The organism is Sphingomonas sp. URJC2, assembly GCF_059803575.1.
The window spans coordinates 24,671-42,571 of record NZ_JAPFGX010000025.1; the positions used below are offsets into that span (position 1 = coordinate 24,671).

Sequence of the window (17,901 nt, forward strand, 5' to 3'; positions counted from 1 at the left end):
TCACCCGCTTTCCGCCGGGATCGGCGCGTCGGCGGCGGTGGCCGCATCCGATCCGTCCATCCGGATCATGATATCGTCGGCGGCATGGATGTCGCCGGTGCGCGCCTGTTCGGCCAGCCGCCGGCCATCGACATCGCGGTAATGCTGCTCCGCCCGGTCGATCTCGTCACTGTCGATCTCGAGCGCGACCATCGCCTCGCGCGCCATGGCAATCGCCGATTCATATACTTCGCGCACCGCGCCGGCGATCGGCGCGTCGTGCAGGCGCATCATCTGTCGCCGGTCGAACGCGCGGACGAAGATCTGCGCGCCGGGAAAGGCATGGGCGATGACCTGCATCTGCGCGGTATCGAGCTGCCCGCCATCGATGCAGAACAGGATCAGCTGCGCATCCGCCGCGCCGGCAAGGCGCAGCAGATCGAGCCGGGTGCCGTCGCCGAAATAGACCTTCACGCCAAAGGCGATGCTGGTGTCGATCTGGCTGGCCTTGCGGTCGATCATCGTCACCGACAGGCCCTGCGCGGCGAGCATCTGGCCGACCGTCTGGCCGAACCGGCCCCAGCCGACGACGATGGCGCGCGCGCCATCCGCCTGCGGCCCGGCCAGATCGCTGCGGTCGGCCGGGGCCTCGCGGAACCGCCGGCCGAGCATCATCAGGAACGGCGTCGAGGCCATGGACAGGGTGACGACGGCGCTGAACAGGCTCGCCGCCTCGGGCGCGATCAGCAGCGCCGCCTGCGCCTGCGCGAACAGCACAAAGCCGAACTCGCCCCCCTGGCTCAGCAGCAGGCCCATGCCCAGCGCCTGCCGCCAGGCCATGCCGAAGCCGCGCGCGAGCAGGCAGATCACCGCCGTCTTGATCGCGATCAGCCCGGTCGCGATGGTCAGCACCATCAGCGGCCGGGCGATGATCGCGCCCAGATCGAGCAGCATGCCAACGGCGATGAAGAACAGGCCGAGCAGGATCGAGCGGAACGGATCGACATCGGCCTCCAGCTCGTGCCGATAGGGCGAATCGGCGAGCATTACCCCGGCGATGAACGCGCCGAGCGCCGCCGACAGGCCGAGCGCCTGCATCGCCGCCGCGCTGCCCAGCACCGCGAACAGCCCGGCGGCGACGAACAGCTCGCGCTCGCCCAGCCCGCCGATCAGCCGGAACAGCGGGTTGAGGACATAGCGCCCGGCAAGCACCAGCGCGGCAATCGCGCCCACGGTCGACAGGCCGAGCAGCCAGCCGGGCGGCGCATCGGCGGGCGCGGGTGCGCGCGACAGCGCCGCGACGATGGTGATCAGCGGGACGATCGACAGATCCTGAAACAGCAGCACCGAAAAGGCGCGCTCGCCAAAGGGGGTGCGCAGCCGCCCCGCCGATTCGAGCATCGGCAGCACCTGCGCGGTCGAGGACAGCGCAAGCGGCAGGCCGATGGCGATGGCGGCGGCAAGGCTCAGCCCGGTCGCCAGATAGATGAACAGCGCCAGCGCGATCCCGCACAGCACCACCTGCGCCAGCCCGAAGCCGAAAATGTCGCGCCGCAGCCGCCACAGCCGCTGCGGCGAAAGCTCCAGCCCGACCAGAAACAGCAGCAGCGCGATGCCCAGTTCGGCAATGCCGAGCTTGGCCTGCGCATCGCCGACCAGCGCCAGCCCCTGCGGCCCGATCAGCGCCCCGGCGACCAGATAGCCGAGTACCGCCCCCAGCCCCAGCCGCCGGAAGACGAGCACCAGCACCAGCGCCGCGCCCAGCATGACGACACCGTCGCGCAGCAGCCCTGCGGGTCCATGCCCTTCCATCAGCCCCGCCATTCCATCAACGCCGCCCTTCCACGAGCGCGGCCCCGGCCGCTGCCGCCACCGCCTCGAACGGCAGGCGAATCGCGCCGTGCCGCCCGGGATGCGCGCGCGCGCGGGCGAGCAGGTCGAGCCCCGGCCAGTCGCCGGGATCGTCGGCCGCCCCGGCCAGCCATGCGGTAAGCTTGTCGCGCGCCGCCGCCAGCTCGTCCGGCGTGCGGCCGATCGCCGCCCGCGCCATCAGACAGGCCGATGCCTGGCCGAGCGCACAGGCCGACAGCTCCATCCCCAGCGACGCGACCCGGCCGTCAGCGCCCAGATCGAGATCGACGGCGATGCTGCTGCCGCACGGCACGGCGCGGCGTTCGGCCGTCGCCATCGGCGCGGCCAGCCGGCCGAGATGGGGGATCGACGCCGCCAGCCTCAGGATCTCGGTGGTGTAGAGCGGCGCGGTCATCGGCCCAGACTTAGGCGAGACCGGCCATGGTTTCACCCCCTGATCGGCGGATGATCGGTTCAGGGGCGCGCGGCCGCCTCGTCACGCCCGTCGCGCCCGTCGCGCTGGCGGTGCAGATAATCGACCATCGCCCGGCTGGTCGCATTGAGCAGCGGATAGGTGCGCGCGTCGCGCAGCCAGGCCGGGCGCTGGCGCGGCCCGCCTTCGATCAGGTCGACGAAAAAGGCGAGGACGAGGAACATCAGGCTGGCGGCAAGCAGCGCCTTCAGAAAGCCGAAGCCGAAGCCGAGCGCGCGGTCGAACGGGCCGAGCAGCGACTGGCGGGTGCGCGCGCCGAGCGACCGGGCAAACAGCCGGCCGAGCATGAAGGTGCCGGTGAACAGCAGCAGAAACGCCCCCGCCGCCGCCCCGGTGCGGCTGCCGATCATCGGCGTCAGCAGATCGGCGGTCGCGCCGTGCCCGACGCGGACGGCGATCACCGCCAGCACCCAGGCGATCAGCGACAGGCTTTCCTGCACGATGCCGCGCAGTCCCCCCATGACCGCGCCGGCGCCGAACAGGAACAGGACGATGACATCGAACGCAGCCATAGCCTGCGGCTAACCCCGGCCAAGCAGATGGTCAACGAGGCCGCCGAGCCGCCCGAACCGGGTCAGGCCGATCCCCTCCGCCCCGGCAACGCCGCCCGGCACCAGCGCCTGTTCAAAGCCGAGCTTCGCCGCCTCGCGCAGGCGCAGCGCGGCATGGGCGACGGGGCGAACCTCGCCCGACAGCGCGATCTCGCCAAACGCCACCGCCTCGGCGGGCAAGGGCCGGTCGGTCAGCGCCGACACCAAAGCCGCGGCCACCGCCAGATCGGCGGCCGGATCGGTGATCCGGTAGCCGCCGGCGATGTTCAGATAGACCTCGGCCGTCGAAAAGCTGAGACCGCAGCGCGCTTCGAGCACCGCCAGAATCATCGCCAGCCGCCCGCCGTCCCAGCCGACAACGGCGCGGCGCGGCGTCGCCCCGCTTTGCAGCCGCACGGTCAGCGCCTGGATCTCGACCAGCACCGGCCGCGTGCCTTCGAGCGCGGGGAAGACGACCGCGCCGCTGACGCTGCGGTCGCGGTGGGTGAGGAACAGCGACGAGGGGTTGGCGACCTGTTCCAGCCCCTCATGCCCCATCGCGAACACGCCGATCTCGTCGGTGCCGCCGAACCGGTTCTTGATCGCGCGCAGGATGCGATATTGGTGGCTGCGCTCGCCCTCGAAGCTCAGCACCGTGTCGACCATATGTTCGAGCACGCGCGGCCCGGCGATCGATCCGTCCTTGGTGACATGGCCGACCATGACGAGCGCGGTGCCGCGTTCCTTGGCAAAGCGGATCAGTTCGCCCGCCGCCGCGCGCACCTGGCTGACGGTGCCGGGGGCGCCCTCGATCAGGTCGGAATGCATGGTCTGGATCGAATCGATGACCAGCAGATCGGGCGGCGTGTCCCCGCCCAGCGTCGTCAGAATGTCGCGCACCGAGGTGGCGGCGGCCAGCCTGACCGGGGCCGCGCCCAGCCCCAGCCGCCGGGCGCGCAGCCGCACCTGATCGGCCGCTTCCTCGCCCGACACATAGGCGACCGAGCGGCCCGCCCCGGCGAGCAGCGCCGTGGCCTGCAGCAGCAGCGTCGATTTGCCGATCCCCGGATCGCCGCCGATCAGCGTCGCCGATCCGGCAACGAACCCGCCGCCCAGCGCACGGTCCAGCTCGGCAATGCCGGTCGCCATGCGCGGCGGCAGCGGGATGTCGGCATCCAGCCCGACCAGCTCGATCCGCCGCCCGCCCGATTGCAGATTGTGGCGCGCCTGAAACGGGCTGGCAGGCACCGCGCCCTGATCCTCGACCAAAGTGTTCCATTCGCCGCAGTCCGCGCACTGCCCCGCCCATTTGGACGAAACCGCGCCACAGGCCTGACAGACATAGCGTTTCTGGGGCTTGGGCATATTGCCGGTCTAGGCGCTCGCGCGGCCGGGGCAAAGCCATTTGCCTTTCACCCCCCGCCCCGGCAGGGTCGGGCGGTGATGGCCCAACCCCTTTCGACCCAGCCCTTTTCAAACCAGCCCGTAACCATCCGCGTCGCCAGCTATAATATGCGCAAGGCCATCGGCACCGACCGCCGCCGCCGGCCCGACCGGGTGATCGAGGTGCTGAATGAAATCGGTGCGGACGTGGTTGCGTTGCAGGAGGCCGACCGTCGGTTCGGCAAGCGGGAAAGCGCGCTGCCCGCGCCGCTGCTCGCCGATCACAGCCGCTACCGCGCGGTCGGCTTTCCGCTGCACAATGGCGGCATGGGCTGGCACGGCAATGCGCTGCTGGTCAGCGACGCGGTCGAGGTGCTGGACAGCGACGTGCTCCACATCCCCGCGCTCGAACCGCGCGGCGCGGTGGTCGCCGAACTGCGGATCGGGGGCGTGGAGCTGCGCGTGATCGGCATGCATCTCGATCTGTCGGGCCTGTGGCGGCGGAGGCAGGCGCATGCGATCCTTGCCCGGCTGGCCGATGCGCCGCCGATGCCGACCGTCGCGATGGGCGATCTCAACGAATGGACGCGCGACCGGGGCTGTCTGCGCGATTTCGGCCAGTCCTTCGCCTTTGCGCCGTGCGGACGCAGCTTTCACGCCAGCCGGCCGATCGCCGCGCTCGACCGGATCATGTACGGACCGGAGCTGGATCTGGTCGATTGCGGCGTGCACGGCACCCCGCATGCGCGGCGCGCGTCCGATCATCTGCCGATCTGGGCCGAGCTGACGCCCGCCGGCACCCCCGGCTGCCCAAAGGAGAGCTGAGGATGCGCGAAAAGGAACTGCGCCTCGCGCTCGTCTGCTATGGCGGGGTCAGCCTTGCGGTCTATATGCACGGCATCACCAAGGAGATCTGGCACCTCGCCCGCGCCAGCCGCGCCTATTGCGACAGCCGCTATCTGACCGGCGCGCCCGAAATCTACCGCCAGCTGCTCGACCGGATCGAAACCCATTCCGGGGTGCGGCTGACCGTGTTTGCCGACATCATCGCCGGGGCGAGCGCGGGGGGGATCAACGGCGTGTTCCTGGCGCGCGCGCTGTGTTCGGGCCAGTCGCTCGATCCCCTGACCGATCTGTGGCTGGAAGCGGCCGATGTCGAACGGCTGATCGATCCCGATGCGCGCGCCGGGCGGTTTTCCAAGCTCTGGGCGCTGCCGCTGGCGATGATGGCGGACCGCAGCGGCGATGCGATGGCGAGCGTCGATCCCGCGACCCGTGCCGAGGTGAGGCGCAAGCTCGGCTCGTTCGTGCGCGCGCGCTGGTTCGAACCGCCCTTTGGCGGTGAGGTGTTCACCGGCCTGCTGCTCGATGCGTTCGACGCGATGGAGGCCGCGCCCGCCGGCCCGCCGCTGATGCCCGACGGCCAGCCGCTCGACCTGTTCGTCACCGTCACCGATTTTCGCGGCCATCCGCAGCGGCTGCGCGTCAACAGCCCGGCCGAGGTGGTGGAGACAGAACACCGGCTGACCTTCGCCTTTTCCGACCGCGCCGATGCCGGGCTGGGGGCAAGCGCCGAACTTGCCTTTGCCGCGCGCGCGACGGCCAGCTTTCCGGGGGCCTTCCCGCCCTTCACCGTGGCCGAGATGGACCGGGTGCTCGCCGCGCGCGGGCGCAACTGGCCCGGGCGCGAGGCGTTTCTGCACCGGATGCTGCCGCGCCATCATCAGGCCGGCATGGCCGATGCGGCGGTGATGATCGACGGATCGGTGCTGTCGAACGCACCGTTCCAGCCGGCGATCCAGGCGCTGAAGAACCGCCCGGCGCGGCGCGAGATCGACCGGCGCTTCGTCTATATCGATCCCAAGCCCGGCATTCGCAGCGTCCGGCTGGGCACGACGGCGGCCGAACAGCCGGGGTTTTTCTCGACCATTCTGGGCGCGCTCGCCGAGATTCCGCGCGAACAGCCGATCCGCGACAATCTGCAGGCGCTCGACCGCCGCTCGCAGCGCATCCAGCGCACGCGGCGGGTGATCGAATCGCTCGAATCCGAGGTCGAGGAGGCGATCGAGACGCTGTTCGGGCGCACCTTCTTCCTCGACAGCCCGACTCCGGCTCGGATCGCGGCCTGGCGCGCCCGCGCACAGGAGGCCGCGGCGCGGCAGGCCGGCCATGCCTATGCCGCTTATGGCCATGCCAAGCTGGCGGGTATCATCGACGAACTCGCCCGGCTCGCCCAGTCGCTCGCCCCCGATGCCGTGACCGCCGAACAGGCGCATGACGCGCTGTGGCGCGCCGCCCATGGCCGGGGGCTGGACCGCATCGGCGCGCGCGGCGGCGGCGCGACGCCGGCGGCGATCGCGCTGTTCCGCGCCCATGATCTGGGGTTCCGCATCCGCCGGCTGCGCTTTGTGCTGCGCCGGCTGGGCGTGATGCAGGACGAGGATCGCTGCGCCCCGCGCGAGGCCGAGGCGATGGAGGCCGCGCTCTATGCGACGCTCGCCCCCTATCTCGATCGCGAAATGACCGGCTTTTACGGCCCCGGCCATGCCGCGCGGGCGGCGGCGGTGGCGAGCGAGCCGGATGCGTTCCTGACCGCGATGGAGGCGGCGCGCGACCTGAAGCGGGTCGACGAGGCCGCCGATGCGGCGATGTCGGCGGCGCTCAGCGCCTTTCCCCGCGCCGAGCGGCGGCATCTGCTGTTCGCCTATCTGGGCTTTGCCTTTTACGACATCGCCACGCTGGCGCTCAACGACGGCGACTGGGGGGGCGAGTTCGATCCGATCAAGGTCGACCGCATTTCGCCCGACGATGCGGTGGCGATCCGTGCCGGGGGCGCGCAGGCGACGCTCAAGGGTGTGCGCTTCAACAGCTTCGGCGCGTTCTTCAGCCGGGGCTACCGCGAGAATGACTATCTGTGGGGGCGGCTGCACGGCGCGGACCGGCTGATCGACATTCTGCTGTCGACCCTGCCGGCACAGCGCGCCCTGCCGCCGGGCATGGCGGCAACGCTGAAACGGCAGATATTCCACGCGATTCTGGACGAGGAAGCCCCCCGGCTTACGGCGGTGGCGGAGCTGATCGCGGCGCTGCGCACCGAAATCGGCTGAGTCCGCCACGCGACGCCCGCCCGCCCCGCCTTGGCGGATGCCGGGGGTGGCGCTTTGGCGGCGCGCGCTCTAGGGTCGGGTCATGTCGTTCCTGAAGACCCTGTTCTGGATCGTGCTGGCCGTGACGGTCGCGCTGTTCAGCTTTGCCAACTGGACCATCGTGTCGGTGCGGCTGTGGGACGGGCTGGTGATGGATATCAAGCTGCCGGTGCTGCTTGGTTTCGCCTTCCTGCTCGGCCTGGTGCCGCCGCTTTTGCTGTGGCAGGCGGCGCGCTGGCGGCTGCGGCGGCAGGCGATGATCCATGCCGGTCAGGCGGCGATGGCCGCCGCGCCGCCGGCTGCCCCGGCCGGAGCGGCTGAGCCGGAGCCCGCGCCCGTATCGGTTGGCGTCGCGCCCGTCGCCATCGCGCCCGTGCCGCCGGGGGGCGCATGACCAGCCCCGTCTATGTGGCGCTCGACACGCCCGATCTCGCCCGCGCCCATGCGCTCGCCCAGGCGGTTCGCCACCATGTCGGCGGGATCAAGCTGGGGCTGGAGTTTTTCTGCGCGAACGGCCCGGCCGGGGTGCGCGACATGGCCGATCTCGGCCTGCCGGTGTTCCTCGACCTCAAGCTGCACGACATTCCCAACACCGTTGCCAAGGCGGTGCAGTCGCTCAGCCCGCTCGCCCCGCATGTGCTGACCGTCCATGCCGCAGGCGGCCGGGCGATGATGGAAGACGCCAAGGCGGCGGCCCCCACCGGCACCAAGGTGGTGGCGGTGAGCGTGCTCACCAGCCTTGATGCGACCGACCTGGCCGAAACCGGCATTGCCGGCGATCCCCATGGCCAGGTCGAACGGCTGACCGCCCTTGCGCGCGAGGCGGGGCTGGACGGCGTCGTCTGTTCGGGGGCCGAGGTGCGCGCGGCGCGCGCGCTGTGGCCGGGCGGGTTTTTCGTCGTGCCGGGGGTGCGCCCGGCCGGGACCGAGGCCAAGGGCGACCAGAAGCGCGTCGTGACGCCGCGTCAGGCGCTCGACAATGGCGCGTCGATCCTCGTCATCGGCCGGCCGATCACCGGGGCGGAGGAGCCCGATCTCGCCGCCCGCGCCATCGCCGCCACGCTCTAGGCCGGCGATGCGCGTCACCGCCAAGATTTGCGGGCTGTCCACGCCCGAAACGCTCGATGCCGCCATTGGCGGCGGGGCGAGCCATGTCGGCTTTGTCTTTTATCCGCACAGCCCGCGCCATCTGGCGTTCGGCGCGGCAACGGCGCTGGCGGCGCGCAGCGGCGGGCGCGCGGGCCGTGTGGGCGTGTTCGTCGATCCCGATGATGCGCTGGTCGCCGCCGCCATCGAGGCGGGGCAGCTCGACATATTGCAGCTGCACAAGACCGCGCCCGCCCGCGCCGCCGCGCTCGCCGCCCGGTTCGCCCGCCCGGTCTGGGCCGCAATCGCGATCCGCACCCGCGCCGATCTGGCCGAAGCGCGCGGCTGGCAGGGGCTGGCCGAACGGCTGATCTATGATGCCAAGACGCCCGAAGGCACGCTGCCGGGCGGCATGGGGATGCGGTTCGACTGGGCGCTGCTCGACGGTTTTGCCCATCCCTGCGCCTGGGCGCTGTCGGGCGGGCTGGATGCGGAGAATGTCGCCGATGCCGTGGGCCGCACCGGGGCGCGCATGGTCGATATTTCCTCGGGCGTCGAAAGCGCGCCGGGGATCAAGGATGTGGACAAGATCGCCCGCTTCCTCCAAGCGGTCGCCCAGCTATGACACGGACAAACTCGCTGCAAAGCCAGCCCGACGCGCGCGGCCATTTCGGCCAGTTCGGTGGACGCTATGTCGCCGAAACGCTGATGCCGCTGATCCTCGACCTTGAACGCGCCTATCGCGCGGCCAAGGACGATCCCGGTTTCGCCGCCGAGTTCGACGATCTGCTGGCAAACTATGTCGGCCGCCCCAGCCCGCTTTATTATGCCGAGCGGCTGACCGAGGCGCTGCGCGCCGACGCGCCCGAGGGCATGGGCGCGCGGATCTATTTCAAGCGCGACGAGCTCAACCACACCGGCGCGCACAAGATCAACAATTGCATCGGCCAGATCCTGCTCGCGCGGCGGATGGGCAAGACGCGGATCATCGCCGAAACCGGCGCCGGCCAGCATGGCGTGGCGACCGCGACGGTCGCCGCACGCTTCGGCCTGCCCTGCACCATCTATATGGGCGCGCGCGACGTCGAGCGGCAGTCGCCCAACGTGTTCCGGATGAAGCTGCTGGGGGCCGAGGTCCGCCCGGTCGAAAGCGGCGCACGGACGCTCAAGGACGCGATGAACGAGGCGCTGCGCGACTGGGTCGCCAATGTCGAGGACACGTTCTACATCATCGGCACCGCCGCCGGGCCGCACCCCTATCCGGAGCTGGTGCGCGATTTCCAGTCGGTGATCGGCCGCGAGGCGCGCGCCCAGATCCTCGAACGCGAAGGGCGGCTGCCCGATCTGCTGGTCGCGGCGATCGGCGGCGGATCGAACGCCATCGGCCTGTTCCACCCGTTTCTCGACGATGCCGATGTGAAGATGCTGGGCGTGGAAGCCGCCGGCAAGGGGCTGGCGACCGACGCCCATGCCGCAAGCCTGGCGGGCGGGCGGCCCGGCGTGCTGCATGGCAACAAGACCTTCCTGCTGCAGGACGAGGACGGCCAGATCGCCGAGGCGCATTCGATTTCGGCGGGGCTGGATTATCCGGGCATCGGGCCGGAACATAGCTGGCTGCACGAGATCGGCCGCGTCACCTATGACAGCGCGACCGACGACGAGGCGCTGGACGCGTTCCAGCTCGTCTGCCGCACCGAAGGCATCATCCCCGCGCTCGAGCCGAGCCATGCCATCGCCGCCGTCGCCCGGGTCGCGCCGACGATGCGGCGCGACCAGATCATCATCGCCAATATGTGCGGGCGCGGCGACAAGGACATCTTCACCGTCGCCGAAGCGCTGGGGGCGCGGCTGTGACCGGGCGCATCGCTTCTGCCTTTGCCCGCGCCCGGGCCGAGGGGCGCGCGGCGCTCGTCACCTTCGTGACCGGCGGCGATCCCGATCCGGCGACGACGCCCGCGATCCTCGACGCGCTGGTCGCGGGCGGCGCGGACGTGATCGAACTCGGCATGCCGTTCACCGATCCGATGGCCGACGGCCCGGCGATCCAGAAGGCCAATCTGCGGTCGCTGGGGGCGGGCACCCGCACCGCCGATCTGCTGGCCATCGCCAAGGGGTTACGCGCCCGTCACCCGGATGTGCCGCTGGTGCTGATGGGCTATGCCAATCCGATGCTGGCGCGCGGGGCGGACTGGTTTGCCGATGCCGCCGCCGCGGCCGGGGTCGACGGGGTGATCTGCGTAGATACCCCGCCCGAAGAGGATGACGCGCTCGGCCCGGCGCTGCGCGTGCGCGGCATCCATCCGGTGCGGCTGGCGACGCCGACCACCGATGCCGCCCGCCTGCCCGCCGTGCTCGGCGGCGCATCGGGCTTTGTCTATTATGTCTCGGTCGCCGGCATCACCGGGCTGCAACAGGCCGCCCCCGATGCCGTCGCCGCAGCGGTCGCGCGGCTGAAGGCGGCGACCGATCTGCCGATCGCCGTCGGCTTTGGCGTCCGCACGCCCGAACAGGCGGCCGCCATCGGCCGCACGGCGGACGGCGTCGTCATCGGATCCGCGATTGTCGAGCTGGTGGAGGCGCACGGCGCCGATGCCCCGGCGGCGATCCGGTCTTTCGTGTCGGCCCTGGCGCATGCGCTGGCCGGCGCGCGTCAGGAGGAAAATGCATGAGCTGGCTGAGCCGCGTCCGCAACGCGCTGCCTTTCGTCGCCAAGCGCGATACGCCCGACAATCTGTGGCACAAATGCCCCAGCTGCGGGCAGATGATCTTCACCGCCGAATATGAGGAAAATCTGTCGGTCTGCCCAAAATGCGACCATCATGGCCGCATCGGCGGCCGGGCGCGGTTCCGGCAGATTTTCGACGACGGCAGCTTCACCCTGCTGCCACAGCCGCGCGTGGCCGAAGATCCGCTGCGCTTCCGCGATTCCAAGCGCTATGCGGACCGTATCAAGGCCGCCCGCGCGACGACCGGTGAGGCGGATGCGCTGCTCAATGCGCGCGGCACCATCGGCGGCCGCCCGGCGATTGTCGGCGTGCAGGATTTCGCCTTCATGGGCGGATCGATGGGCCTGGGCGTGGGCGAGGCGATCATTGCCGGCATCCGCGCGGCGGTGGCCGAACGCCGGCCCTATATCATCTTCACCGCAGCCGGCGGCGCGCGGATGCAGGAAGGCATTTTGTCGCTGATGCAGATGCCGCGCACCACCGCCGCGATTGCCGAGCTAAAGGAAGCGGGCCTGCCCTATATCGTCGTGCTGACCGACCCGACCACGGGCGGCGTCACCGCATCCTATGCGATGCTGGGCGATGTCCAGATCGCAGAACCGGGGGCGCTGATCGGCTTTGCCGGGCAGCGGGTGATCGAACAGACGATCCGTGAAAAGCTGCCCGAAGGGTTCCAGCGCGCCGAATATCTGCTCGACCATGGCATGCTCGACATGGTCGTGCCGCGCGCCGAGCTGCGCGAGACGCTGGGCCGGCTGCTCGCCTATCTGGCGCCGCCCGTTACCGCCTGACCGGTCCCGGCGATGGATTTTGCCCGCTCCGCCGACCCGGCGGTCCAGCGCCAGCTCGACCGGCTGGCGGCGCTGTCGCCGGGCCGCGACATATTGGGACTGGAGCGGATCGCCGCGCTGCTCGCCCGGCTCGGCCATCCGGAACGCCGGCTGCCGCCGGTGTTCCATGTCGCGGGCACCAACGGCAAGGGATCGACCTGCGCGGTGCTGCGCGCGGCGGCCGAGGCGGCGGGGCTGGTCGCCCATGTCTATACCAGCCCGCATCTGGTGCGCTTCAACGAACGCATCCGCGTGGCCGGCACGCTGATCGACGATGCGCTGCTTGCCGCCCTGCTGGCCGAGGCGCTCGACGCGGCCGGCGATATCGGCCCCAGCTTTTTCGAGGTGACGACGGCGGCCGCCTTCCTCGCCTTTGCCCGCACGCCCGCCGATCTTGCGATCATCGAAGTCGGCATGGGCGGGCGGCTCGATGCGACCAATGCGCTGGCGGAAGCCGCGATCTGCGGCATCGCGGCATTGGGCCTCGACCATCAGGCATTTCTGGGCACGACGCTCGGCGAGATTGCCGGGGAAAAGGCCGGGATCGCCCGCGCCGGCACCGGAATCGTCACCCTGTCCTATCCCGACGAAGCGGAGGCGCGCATCGACGCGGTGGTCGCCGCGCGCGGTGCACGGCGCATCCGCCGGGGCCGCGACTGGGATGTCGGCATATCGGGCGACCGGATCGCCTATCGCGATGCGCACGGCACGCTTAATCTGCCGCTGTCGGCGCTGGCCGGGCCGCATCAGGCGGAAAATGCCGGGCTGGCGGTGGCGATGCTGCGGCATCAGCGCGCGGTGACGGTGGCGGATACGGCGCTGGCGCGCGGGCTGGCCGATGTGCGCTGGCCCGCCCGGCTCCAGCGGCTGGGCGATGGTCCGGTCGCGCGGGTCGAAACCTGGCTCGATGGCGGGCACAACCCGTCCGCCGCCGCCGCCATCGCCGCGCATTTCGCCGGGCAGCCGCCGCTCGACCTGGTGATCGGCATGCTGGCGAACAAGGATGCGGAGACGTTTCTGCGCCTCCTCCGCCCGGTCGCGCGGCGGGTGATCGCGGTGCCGGTCGCCGGGCATGACCACCATGCCCCCGAGGCGCTGGCGGCGATGGCACAGGCACTGGGGCTGGACGCGGCGACCGCGCCCGATCTGCCCGCCGCGACCGCCGGGCTGACCGGGCCGGTGCTGATCACCGGCTCGCTCTATCTGGCCGGGGTCGCGCTCGACCTGAACGGCGAGCCGCCGCGCTGAGGATCAGGCTGCTTCCGCCCCGCCTTCGAGCAGGGCGGCATAGCGGTCGAAACAGCGTGCGGCGCAGACCATGCGGATCAGCGCCCCTTCGGCAATCGGCCGCGCCCGCGCCGGATCCTCGGCGACCAGCGGGTGAAGAACATGCGCGTTCCAGCCCGCGCTGTGCTTGATGTCGATATGGGCGTGGAGATCGTAATAGAGCCGGGCGCGCTGGCCATGGCCCAGCCGCTTCAGCCCCGCCGAGACATGGGTGCAGCGCCAGGGTGCGGTCAGTTCGACGACGCCAAGCGCGCCGATCGACAGCCAGGCATGGCGCCGTGTCGTCGCCATCGCCGTCATCGCATTGGCGAGGGCGAGCGATTCCCAGACGGTAGCATCGATATCGGGTGTGATCGCCATCGCTGTCGCCAGCTCGCCCAGCAGCAGGCCATGCACCCCGCGCATCTGGCCACGCCCCATCTCATCCCAGTAATTCTCCGCCAGCTCGAGCTTGGGGCCGGGCGGCATCTTGACCTGTGTGAGCGCGACCAGATCGTCGAACCCTGCCTCGCCGGCCGCTTCCTGCGTCAGGAACCAGCGCATCTGGCCATCGGTCGCGCTGTCGGCAAGCCAGCCGAACAGCGGATGATTCTGGCCCGGCCCGTCATCGGCCAGCGCCGCGAACCAGCGGACAAAGCCATCGGCATCGCCCGGCGCGGATGCCGCCAGATCGGCCACTTCGGCCCGCAACTCGTCAATGAACGCCCCTTCGAGGCGCAGCATCTGCACCTCCCGGTCCATGCCGCCCCGCCAGTCGGTGTCGGGCATGCCGGGGCCAAGCCGCGCCCGGTTCCATTTCGCCAATGTGCGCTGGAAATGATTGGTGTGGAACTGATGGCCGATGGCCATATCCAGTCTGGTCGCCACGACGGGGCTTCTCCGGCTGTTGATCTCAACCGGACAATGATCGGCGGGACGGGCTTGTTCCCGCCCGGTCAGGCTTTCGCGTCCGCGGCCTGACCGGCGCTGCCCATCGCCGCGTCGATCAGCCCGGCGCGCATCATCGCCCAGAACAGCAGGATGCCGGGCAGCGCGAGCAGCGTCGTCAGCAGATAGAAATCGACATAGCCGAGCGCCTTGATCATCGCGCCGGCCGTGGTGCCCGTCACCAGCCGCCCGACAATGCTGGCAGCGGCCGAAATCAGCGCATATTGGCTGGCGGTGAAGCGCAGATCGGTCAGCGCGGCGAAATAGGCGACCACCGTCACCCCGCCAATGCCGCTCGCCAGATTTTCAAAGCCGATGGCCGCGGCCATACCCCAGTTGGAATGGCCGGCGAGCGCGAGCAGCGCAAAGCCGAAATTGGACACCGCCATCAGCACCAGGCTGATCATCACCGACCGTTTCAGCCCCAGCCGCGCGAACAGCACCCCGCCCAGAAAGATGCCGACCAGATAGGCGATGAAGCCGATGCCGACATCATAGGTGGCGATTTCATCATTGGTGAAGCCGAGATCGTTGAACAGCAGCCGGAAGGTCAGGTTGGCAACGGTGTCGCCGATCTTGTGCACCAGAATGAACAGCAACACCAGTAAAGCACCGGAACGACGGAAGAATTCCGTGAGCGGTCCGACGATGGAGGCGATGATCTGGGCCATGCCGCGCTGTTCGGCCGGGGGGCGGTGGCGCTGGGGTTCGCCGAACACCAGCCCGGCGAGCATCGCCGGCAGCGCAAAACCGGCACAGGCGATATAGGCCGGGGTCCAGCCATGCCGGGCGGCGATGTAGAGCGCGAGCGCCCCCGCCCCGGCCGATCCGATCCGCCAGCCATATTGCGACATGCCCGAGCCGGTGCCGAGCTGGCGCGGCTCCAGCAGCTCGATGCGATAGGCGTCGATCACGATATCGAAGGTCGCGCCCGCCAGCCCGACCAGAATCGCCGCCACCGCCATCGCCATCAGCCCGGCCCCGGGGTCGGCAAGGCCGAGATTGACGACCGCGGCCATTACCAGCGCGCCCGCCAGCAGCAGCCAGGACACGCGCTGGCCCAGCCGCCCGATCAGCGGCAGCCGCACCCCGTCGACGATCCACGCCCAGAGCGGTTTCAGATTATAGACCAGAAACGCGAGCGTGAAGGCGGTCACCTCCTTCTTGTCGATCCCGGCCTGGGCAAGCCGTGTCGTCAGCGTCGCGCCGATCATGGCGAACGGAAAGCCCGACGACACGCCGAGCAGGAACGAGGCGATCGGCGCGCGTTCGAAATAGGGCGCGACCAGATCGGTCAGCCGCGCGGCGCGCGGCGCATCCGCATCCGGAATGGTCGTCATCGGCGGCACGACCGCGCCCGGCCGGACCGGAGCGCGCACAGACGGTCAGTGATCATGCCGCCTGCTTGGCACGCGCAAGGCCGCGCGAACACTGTTTTTTGGGCGGGGTTCTGCCCCTTATCCGGGCAACGCCCCCGGCACCGGCGGATGGCTGAGCGCATGGCCGCGCATCCAGTCGAGAAAATCCTGTTCGGGCATCGGCCGCGCAATCGCATAGCCCTGGACAAGATCGCAGCCGATCACGCGCAGGATCGCCAGCTGCTCGGCGGTTTCCACCCCCTCGGCCACCACCTCATGGCCAAGGCCGTGGACAAGCCCGGTCACCGCCTGGGCGATGGTGCGCGCGGCAGCGCAGCGATCGATATCGGCGGTCAGCGAGCGGTCGATCTTCACCCGGTCGATCGGCATGTCCTTCAACCGGGCAAAGTTCGAATAGCCGGTGCCGAAATCGTCGATGGCGATCGTCACGCCCTCGGCGCGCAGCCGCGCCAGCTCGGCCAGCGTCTCGTCGCCGCACTGCATCGCCATGCTTTCGGTGATCTCCAGCTCGAGCAGCGCGGGCGACGCATCGTGGCGCACCAGCGCGTCGCGCAGCCGGGTGAAGAAATCGGGGCGCACGATCTGGCGCGGGCTGACATTGACCGCCAGCCGCCCGATCCCGCTCGCATGCGGCCCCAGGCACTCCCCCAGCCGCTGCCAGTGCGCGAGGCGGCGGGCAAACTCCTCCAGCGCCCAGTCGCCCAGATCGTGGATGATGCCGCTTTCCTCGGCGCGGGGAATGAAGCTGCCCGGCGCGCGCAGCCCGTCGACCGGATGGTGCCAGCGCATCAGCGCCTCGACCGCGGCGATGCGGCCGCTTGCCAGCTCAAGCTGCGGCTGGAACACGAAGGTGAACTCGCCCCGGCCCAGCGCATCGCGCAGCTCGCGCTCCAGCCGGTTATTGTCGGCCAGCCGCTCGGCCAGCATCGGGGTGAAGCTCTGCACCTGCCCGCGCCCGCGCTCCTTGGCGTGATACATGGCGGCATCGGCGGCGCGCATCAGTTCGGACAGGGTCCGCCCCTGCGCCGGGCTGATCGCCACGCCGATCGACGCGCCGATCTCGACCGGCTGGCCGGCGAGATCGAACGGCTCGGTCAGCGCGAACAGCAGCGCGCGGCCGATCTTCTCCGCCTCCTCGCGCGCGCCCACGCCCGGTGCGAACAAAGTGAACTCATCGCCCGCCAGCCGCCCGATCAGCGGCGGGGTGGCAAAACGCAGCGGCGCGCCTTCGTCCGGGGCCACCACCGTGCGCAGCCGGTTGGCGACCTTGCCCAGCAGCAGATCGCCCTGCGCATGGCCGAAGGAATCATTCACTGCCTTGAACTTGTCGAGATCGATGAAGAACAGCGCGCAGGGCGCATCGCCCGCCTCGCGCAGCATCCGTCCCGCCTCGCGCCGGAAATGCACGCGGTTGGCCAGCCGCGTCACCGGATCGAACATGGCAAGGTGATGCACGGTATCCAGATTGGCGCGCACCTGCGCCATCAGCCCGTCCATCGCCCCGGCCAGATCGGGCAGCACCGCCGTCACGCGCGGCGGCGTGGGCGACACCAGATCGCCCTCGGCCGCCAGCGACAGCCGCTCGATCGCCGCATCGACGGCATCGGCATGGCCCGACACCGCGCGCTCGGCCGAGGCCCAGCTCATCGCGCCGCAGATGATGGCGATGATAATCGCCTGGGCAAGGTCGGCACCCGACGCGCCCATCCCCGCGCCCGCGAACAGGGCGAGGATGAACGCGACCGCGCCGACACAGAAGGCGAAGGCGACGGCGCGGCTCTTGAGCGTCATCCCCTCCACTGTTTCCGCCCCATCATCGCGCTGCCAGCCCTCCCCAAGGTTCCGGGCCGGTCATGACAAAGCCGGGTTAAGATATTCTCGATCCGCGCGGGCGGCGCAGCACGATATAGAGCGCGCCCGCGCCGCCATGGCGCGGATGGGCGGTGCGCACGGCGGCAATCGCCGCGGCATGGCGCGATGCGGCCAGCCAGTCGCCGACCGCCGCACGGATCGCCCCGCGCCCCGATCCCGGCGCGCGCGGCCGCCCGGTCACCAGCAGCAGCACCCGCGCCCCGCGCGCAATCGCCTCGGCCAGCCCGGCATCGAGCACGCGGTAAGCGCCATCAAGGCTGTGGCCGTGCAGATCGACCGCAAGATCGGGCGACACCAGCCCGCGCGCCAGCTTGCGATCCCAGCTGCCGTCGAGCGTGTTGGCCGGGGCGGGCGGCGGCGGGCTGGCGGGTCGGGGCGGCGCGGGGGGCGCTGCGGCAGCGCCACGCGGATT

General features: G+C 70.4%; 17 protein-coding genes. 9 read left to right on the forward strand and 8 right to left on the reverse strand.

The features are described 5' to 3' along the window. The 4 genes from OPU66_RS10265 to radA are packed head-to-tail and all read right to left on the reverse strand — an operon-like array spanning position 1 to position 4,218. Positions 1-1,791 (reverse strand): monovalent cation:proton antiporter-2 (CPA2) family protein, encoded by a 1,791-nt coding sequence (locus tag OPU66_RS10265; protein WP_498553538.1) that lies wholly within the window; start codon positions 1,789-1,791, stop codon positions 1-3. Between the two features lie 16 nt (positions 1,792-1,807). Beyond that, complete coding sequence (locus OPU66_RS10270; RefSeq protein ID WP_498553539.1) at positions 1,808-2,245, reverse strand: iron-sulfur cluster assembly scaffold protein; 438 nt, start codon at positions 2,243-2,245, stop codon at positions 1,808-1,810. A gap of 59 nt (positions 2,246-2,304) precedes the next feature. Next, positions 2,305-2,835 carry a CvpA family protein gene (locus OPU66_RS10275; protein WP_498553540.1) on the reverse strand — a complete coding sequence of 177 codons (531 nt, stop codon included), beginning with the start codon at positions 2,833-2,835 and terminating at the stop codon, positions 2,305-2,307. 9 nt (positions 2,836-2,844) lie between these two features. After that, positions 2,845-4,218, reverse strand: coding sequence for a DNA repair protein RadA (gene radA, locus OPU66_RS10280; protein ID WP_498553541.1), 1,374 nt, complete (start codon positions 4,216-4,218; stop codon positions 2,845-2,847). Positions 4,219-4,296: 78 nt separating this feature from the next. Between radA and OPU66_RS10285 the strand changes: the two genes are divergently transcribed. The 9 genes from OPU66_RS10285 (at position 4,297) to OPU66_RS10325 (ending at position 13,272) form a co-directional block, all read left to right on the forward strand. After that, a complete protein-coding gene (locus tag OPU66_RS10285) occupies positions 4,297-5,061 on the forward strand; it encodes an endonuclease/exonuclease/phosphatase family protein (RefSeq protein ID WP_498553543.1) in 765 nt (254 codons plus the stop codon). A gap of 2 nt (positions 5,062-5,063) precedes the next feature. After that, positions 5,064-7,343: a patatin-like protein gene (locus OPU66_RS10290; RefSeq protein WP_498553545.1), complete on the forward strand. Its 2,280-nt coding sequence runs from the start codon at positions 5,064-5,066 to the stop codon at positions 7,341-7,343. A gap of 82 nt (positions 7,344-7,425) precedes the next feature. After that, the gene (locus tag OPU66_RS10295; RefSeq protein WP_498553546.1) at positions 7,426-7,776 is read left to right on the forward strand and encodes a hypothetical protein; all 351 of its coding nucleotides are present in this window, start codon (positions 7,426-7,428) and stop codon (positions 7,774-7,776) included. After that, positions 7,773-8,450, forward strand: coding sequence for an orotidine-5'-phosphate decarboxylase (gene pyrF, locus OPU66_RS10300; protein WP_498553547.1), 678 nt, complete (start codon positions 7,773-7,775; stop codon positions 8,448-8,450). The genes OPU66_RS10295 and pyrF overlap by 4 nt, the downstream gene beginning before the upstream one ends. 7 nt (positions 8,451-8,457) lie before the next feature. Continuing rightward, entirely contained in the window at positions 8,458-9,093 is a 636-nt protein-coding gene (locus OPU66_RS10305) for a phosphoribosylanthranilate isomerase (protein ID WP_498553548.1), read from the forward strand. Then, positions 9,090-10,322: a tryptophan synthase subunit beta gene (gene trpB, locus OPU66_RS10310; protein ID WP_498553549.1), complete on the forward strand. Its 1,233-nt coding sequence runs from the start codon at positions 9,090-9,092 to the stop codon at positions 10,320-10,322. The genes OPU66_RS10305 and trpB overlap by 4 nt, the downstream gene beginning before the upstream one ends. Beyond that, positions 10,319-11,137 carry a tryptophan synthase subunit alpha gene (gene trpA / locus OPU66_RS10315; RefSeq protein ID WP_498553550.1) on the forward strand — a complete coding sequence of 273 codons (819 nt, stop codon included), beginning with the start codon at positions 10,319-10,321 and terminating at the stop codon, positions 11,135-11,137. The genes trpB and trpA overlap by 4 nt, the downstream gene beginning before the upstream one ends. Continuing rightward, positions 11,134-11,985 carry an acetyl-CoA carboxylase, carboxyltransferase subunit beta gene (gene accD / locus OPU66_RS10320; RefSeq protein ID WP_498553551.1) on the forward strand — a complete coding sequence of 284 codons (852 nt, stop codon included), beginning with the start codon at positions 11,134-11,136 and terminating at the stop codon, positions 11,983-11,985. Before trpA ends, accD begins: the two co-directional genes overlap by 4 nt. A 12-nt stretch (positions 11,986-11,997) precedes the next feature. Further along, positions 11,998-13,272, forward strand: a complete 1,275-nt coding sequence (locus tag OPU66_RS10325) for a bifunctional folylpolyglutamate synthase/dihydrofolate synthase (RefSeq protein ID WP_498553552.1) — start codon at positions 11,998-12,000, stop codon at positions 13,270-13,272. A gap of 3 nt (positions 13,273-13,275) precedes the next feature. Here the strand turns inward: OPU66_RS10325 and OPU66_RS10330 are convergent, their stop codons facing one another. The 4 genes from OPU66_RS10330 to OPU66_RS10345 form a co-directional block, all read right to left on the reverse strand. Then, on the reverse strand, positions 13,276-14,178 hold the full coding sequence (locus OPU66_RS10330; protein ID WP_498553553.1) for an iron-containing redox enzyme family protein: 903 nt from the start codon (positions 14,176-14,178) through the stop codon (positions 13,276-13,278). 68 nt (positions 14,179-14,246) lie between these two features. After that, positions 14,247-15,578 carry an AmpG family muropeptide MFS transporter gene (locus OPU66_RS10335; protein ID WP_498553557.1) on the reverse strand — a complete coding sequence of 444 codons (1,332 nt, stop codon included), beginning with the start codon at positions 15,576-15,578 and terminating at the stop codon, positions 14,247-14,249. Positions 15,579-15,695: 117 nt separating this feature from the next. Further along, the gene (locus OPU66_RS10340; RefSeq protein WP_498553554.1) at positions 15,696-17,417 is read right to left on the reverse strand and encodes a putative bifunctional diguanylate cyclase/phosphodiesterase; all 1,722 of its coding nucleotides are present in this window, start codon (positions 17,415-17,417) and stop codon (positions 15,696-15,698) included. Positions 17,418-17,484: 67 nt separating this feature from the next. Beyond that, a partial coding sequence (locus OPU66_RS10345) for a Smr/MutS family protein (protein WP_498553555.1) occupies positions 17,485-17,901 on the reverse strand: 417 nt, incomplete at its 5' end.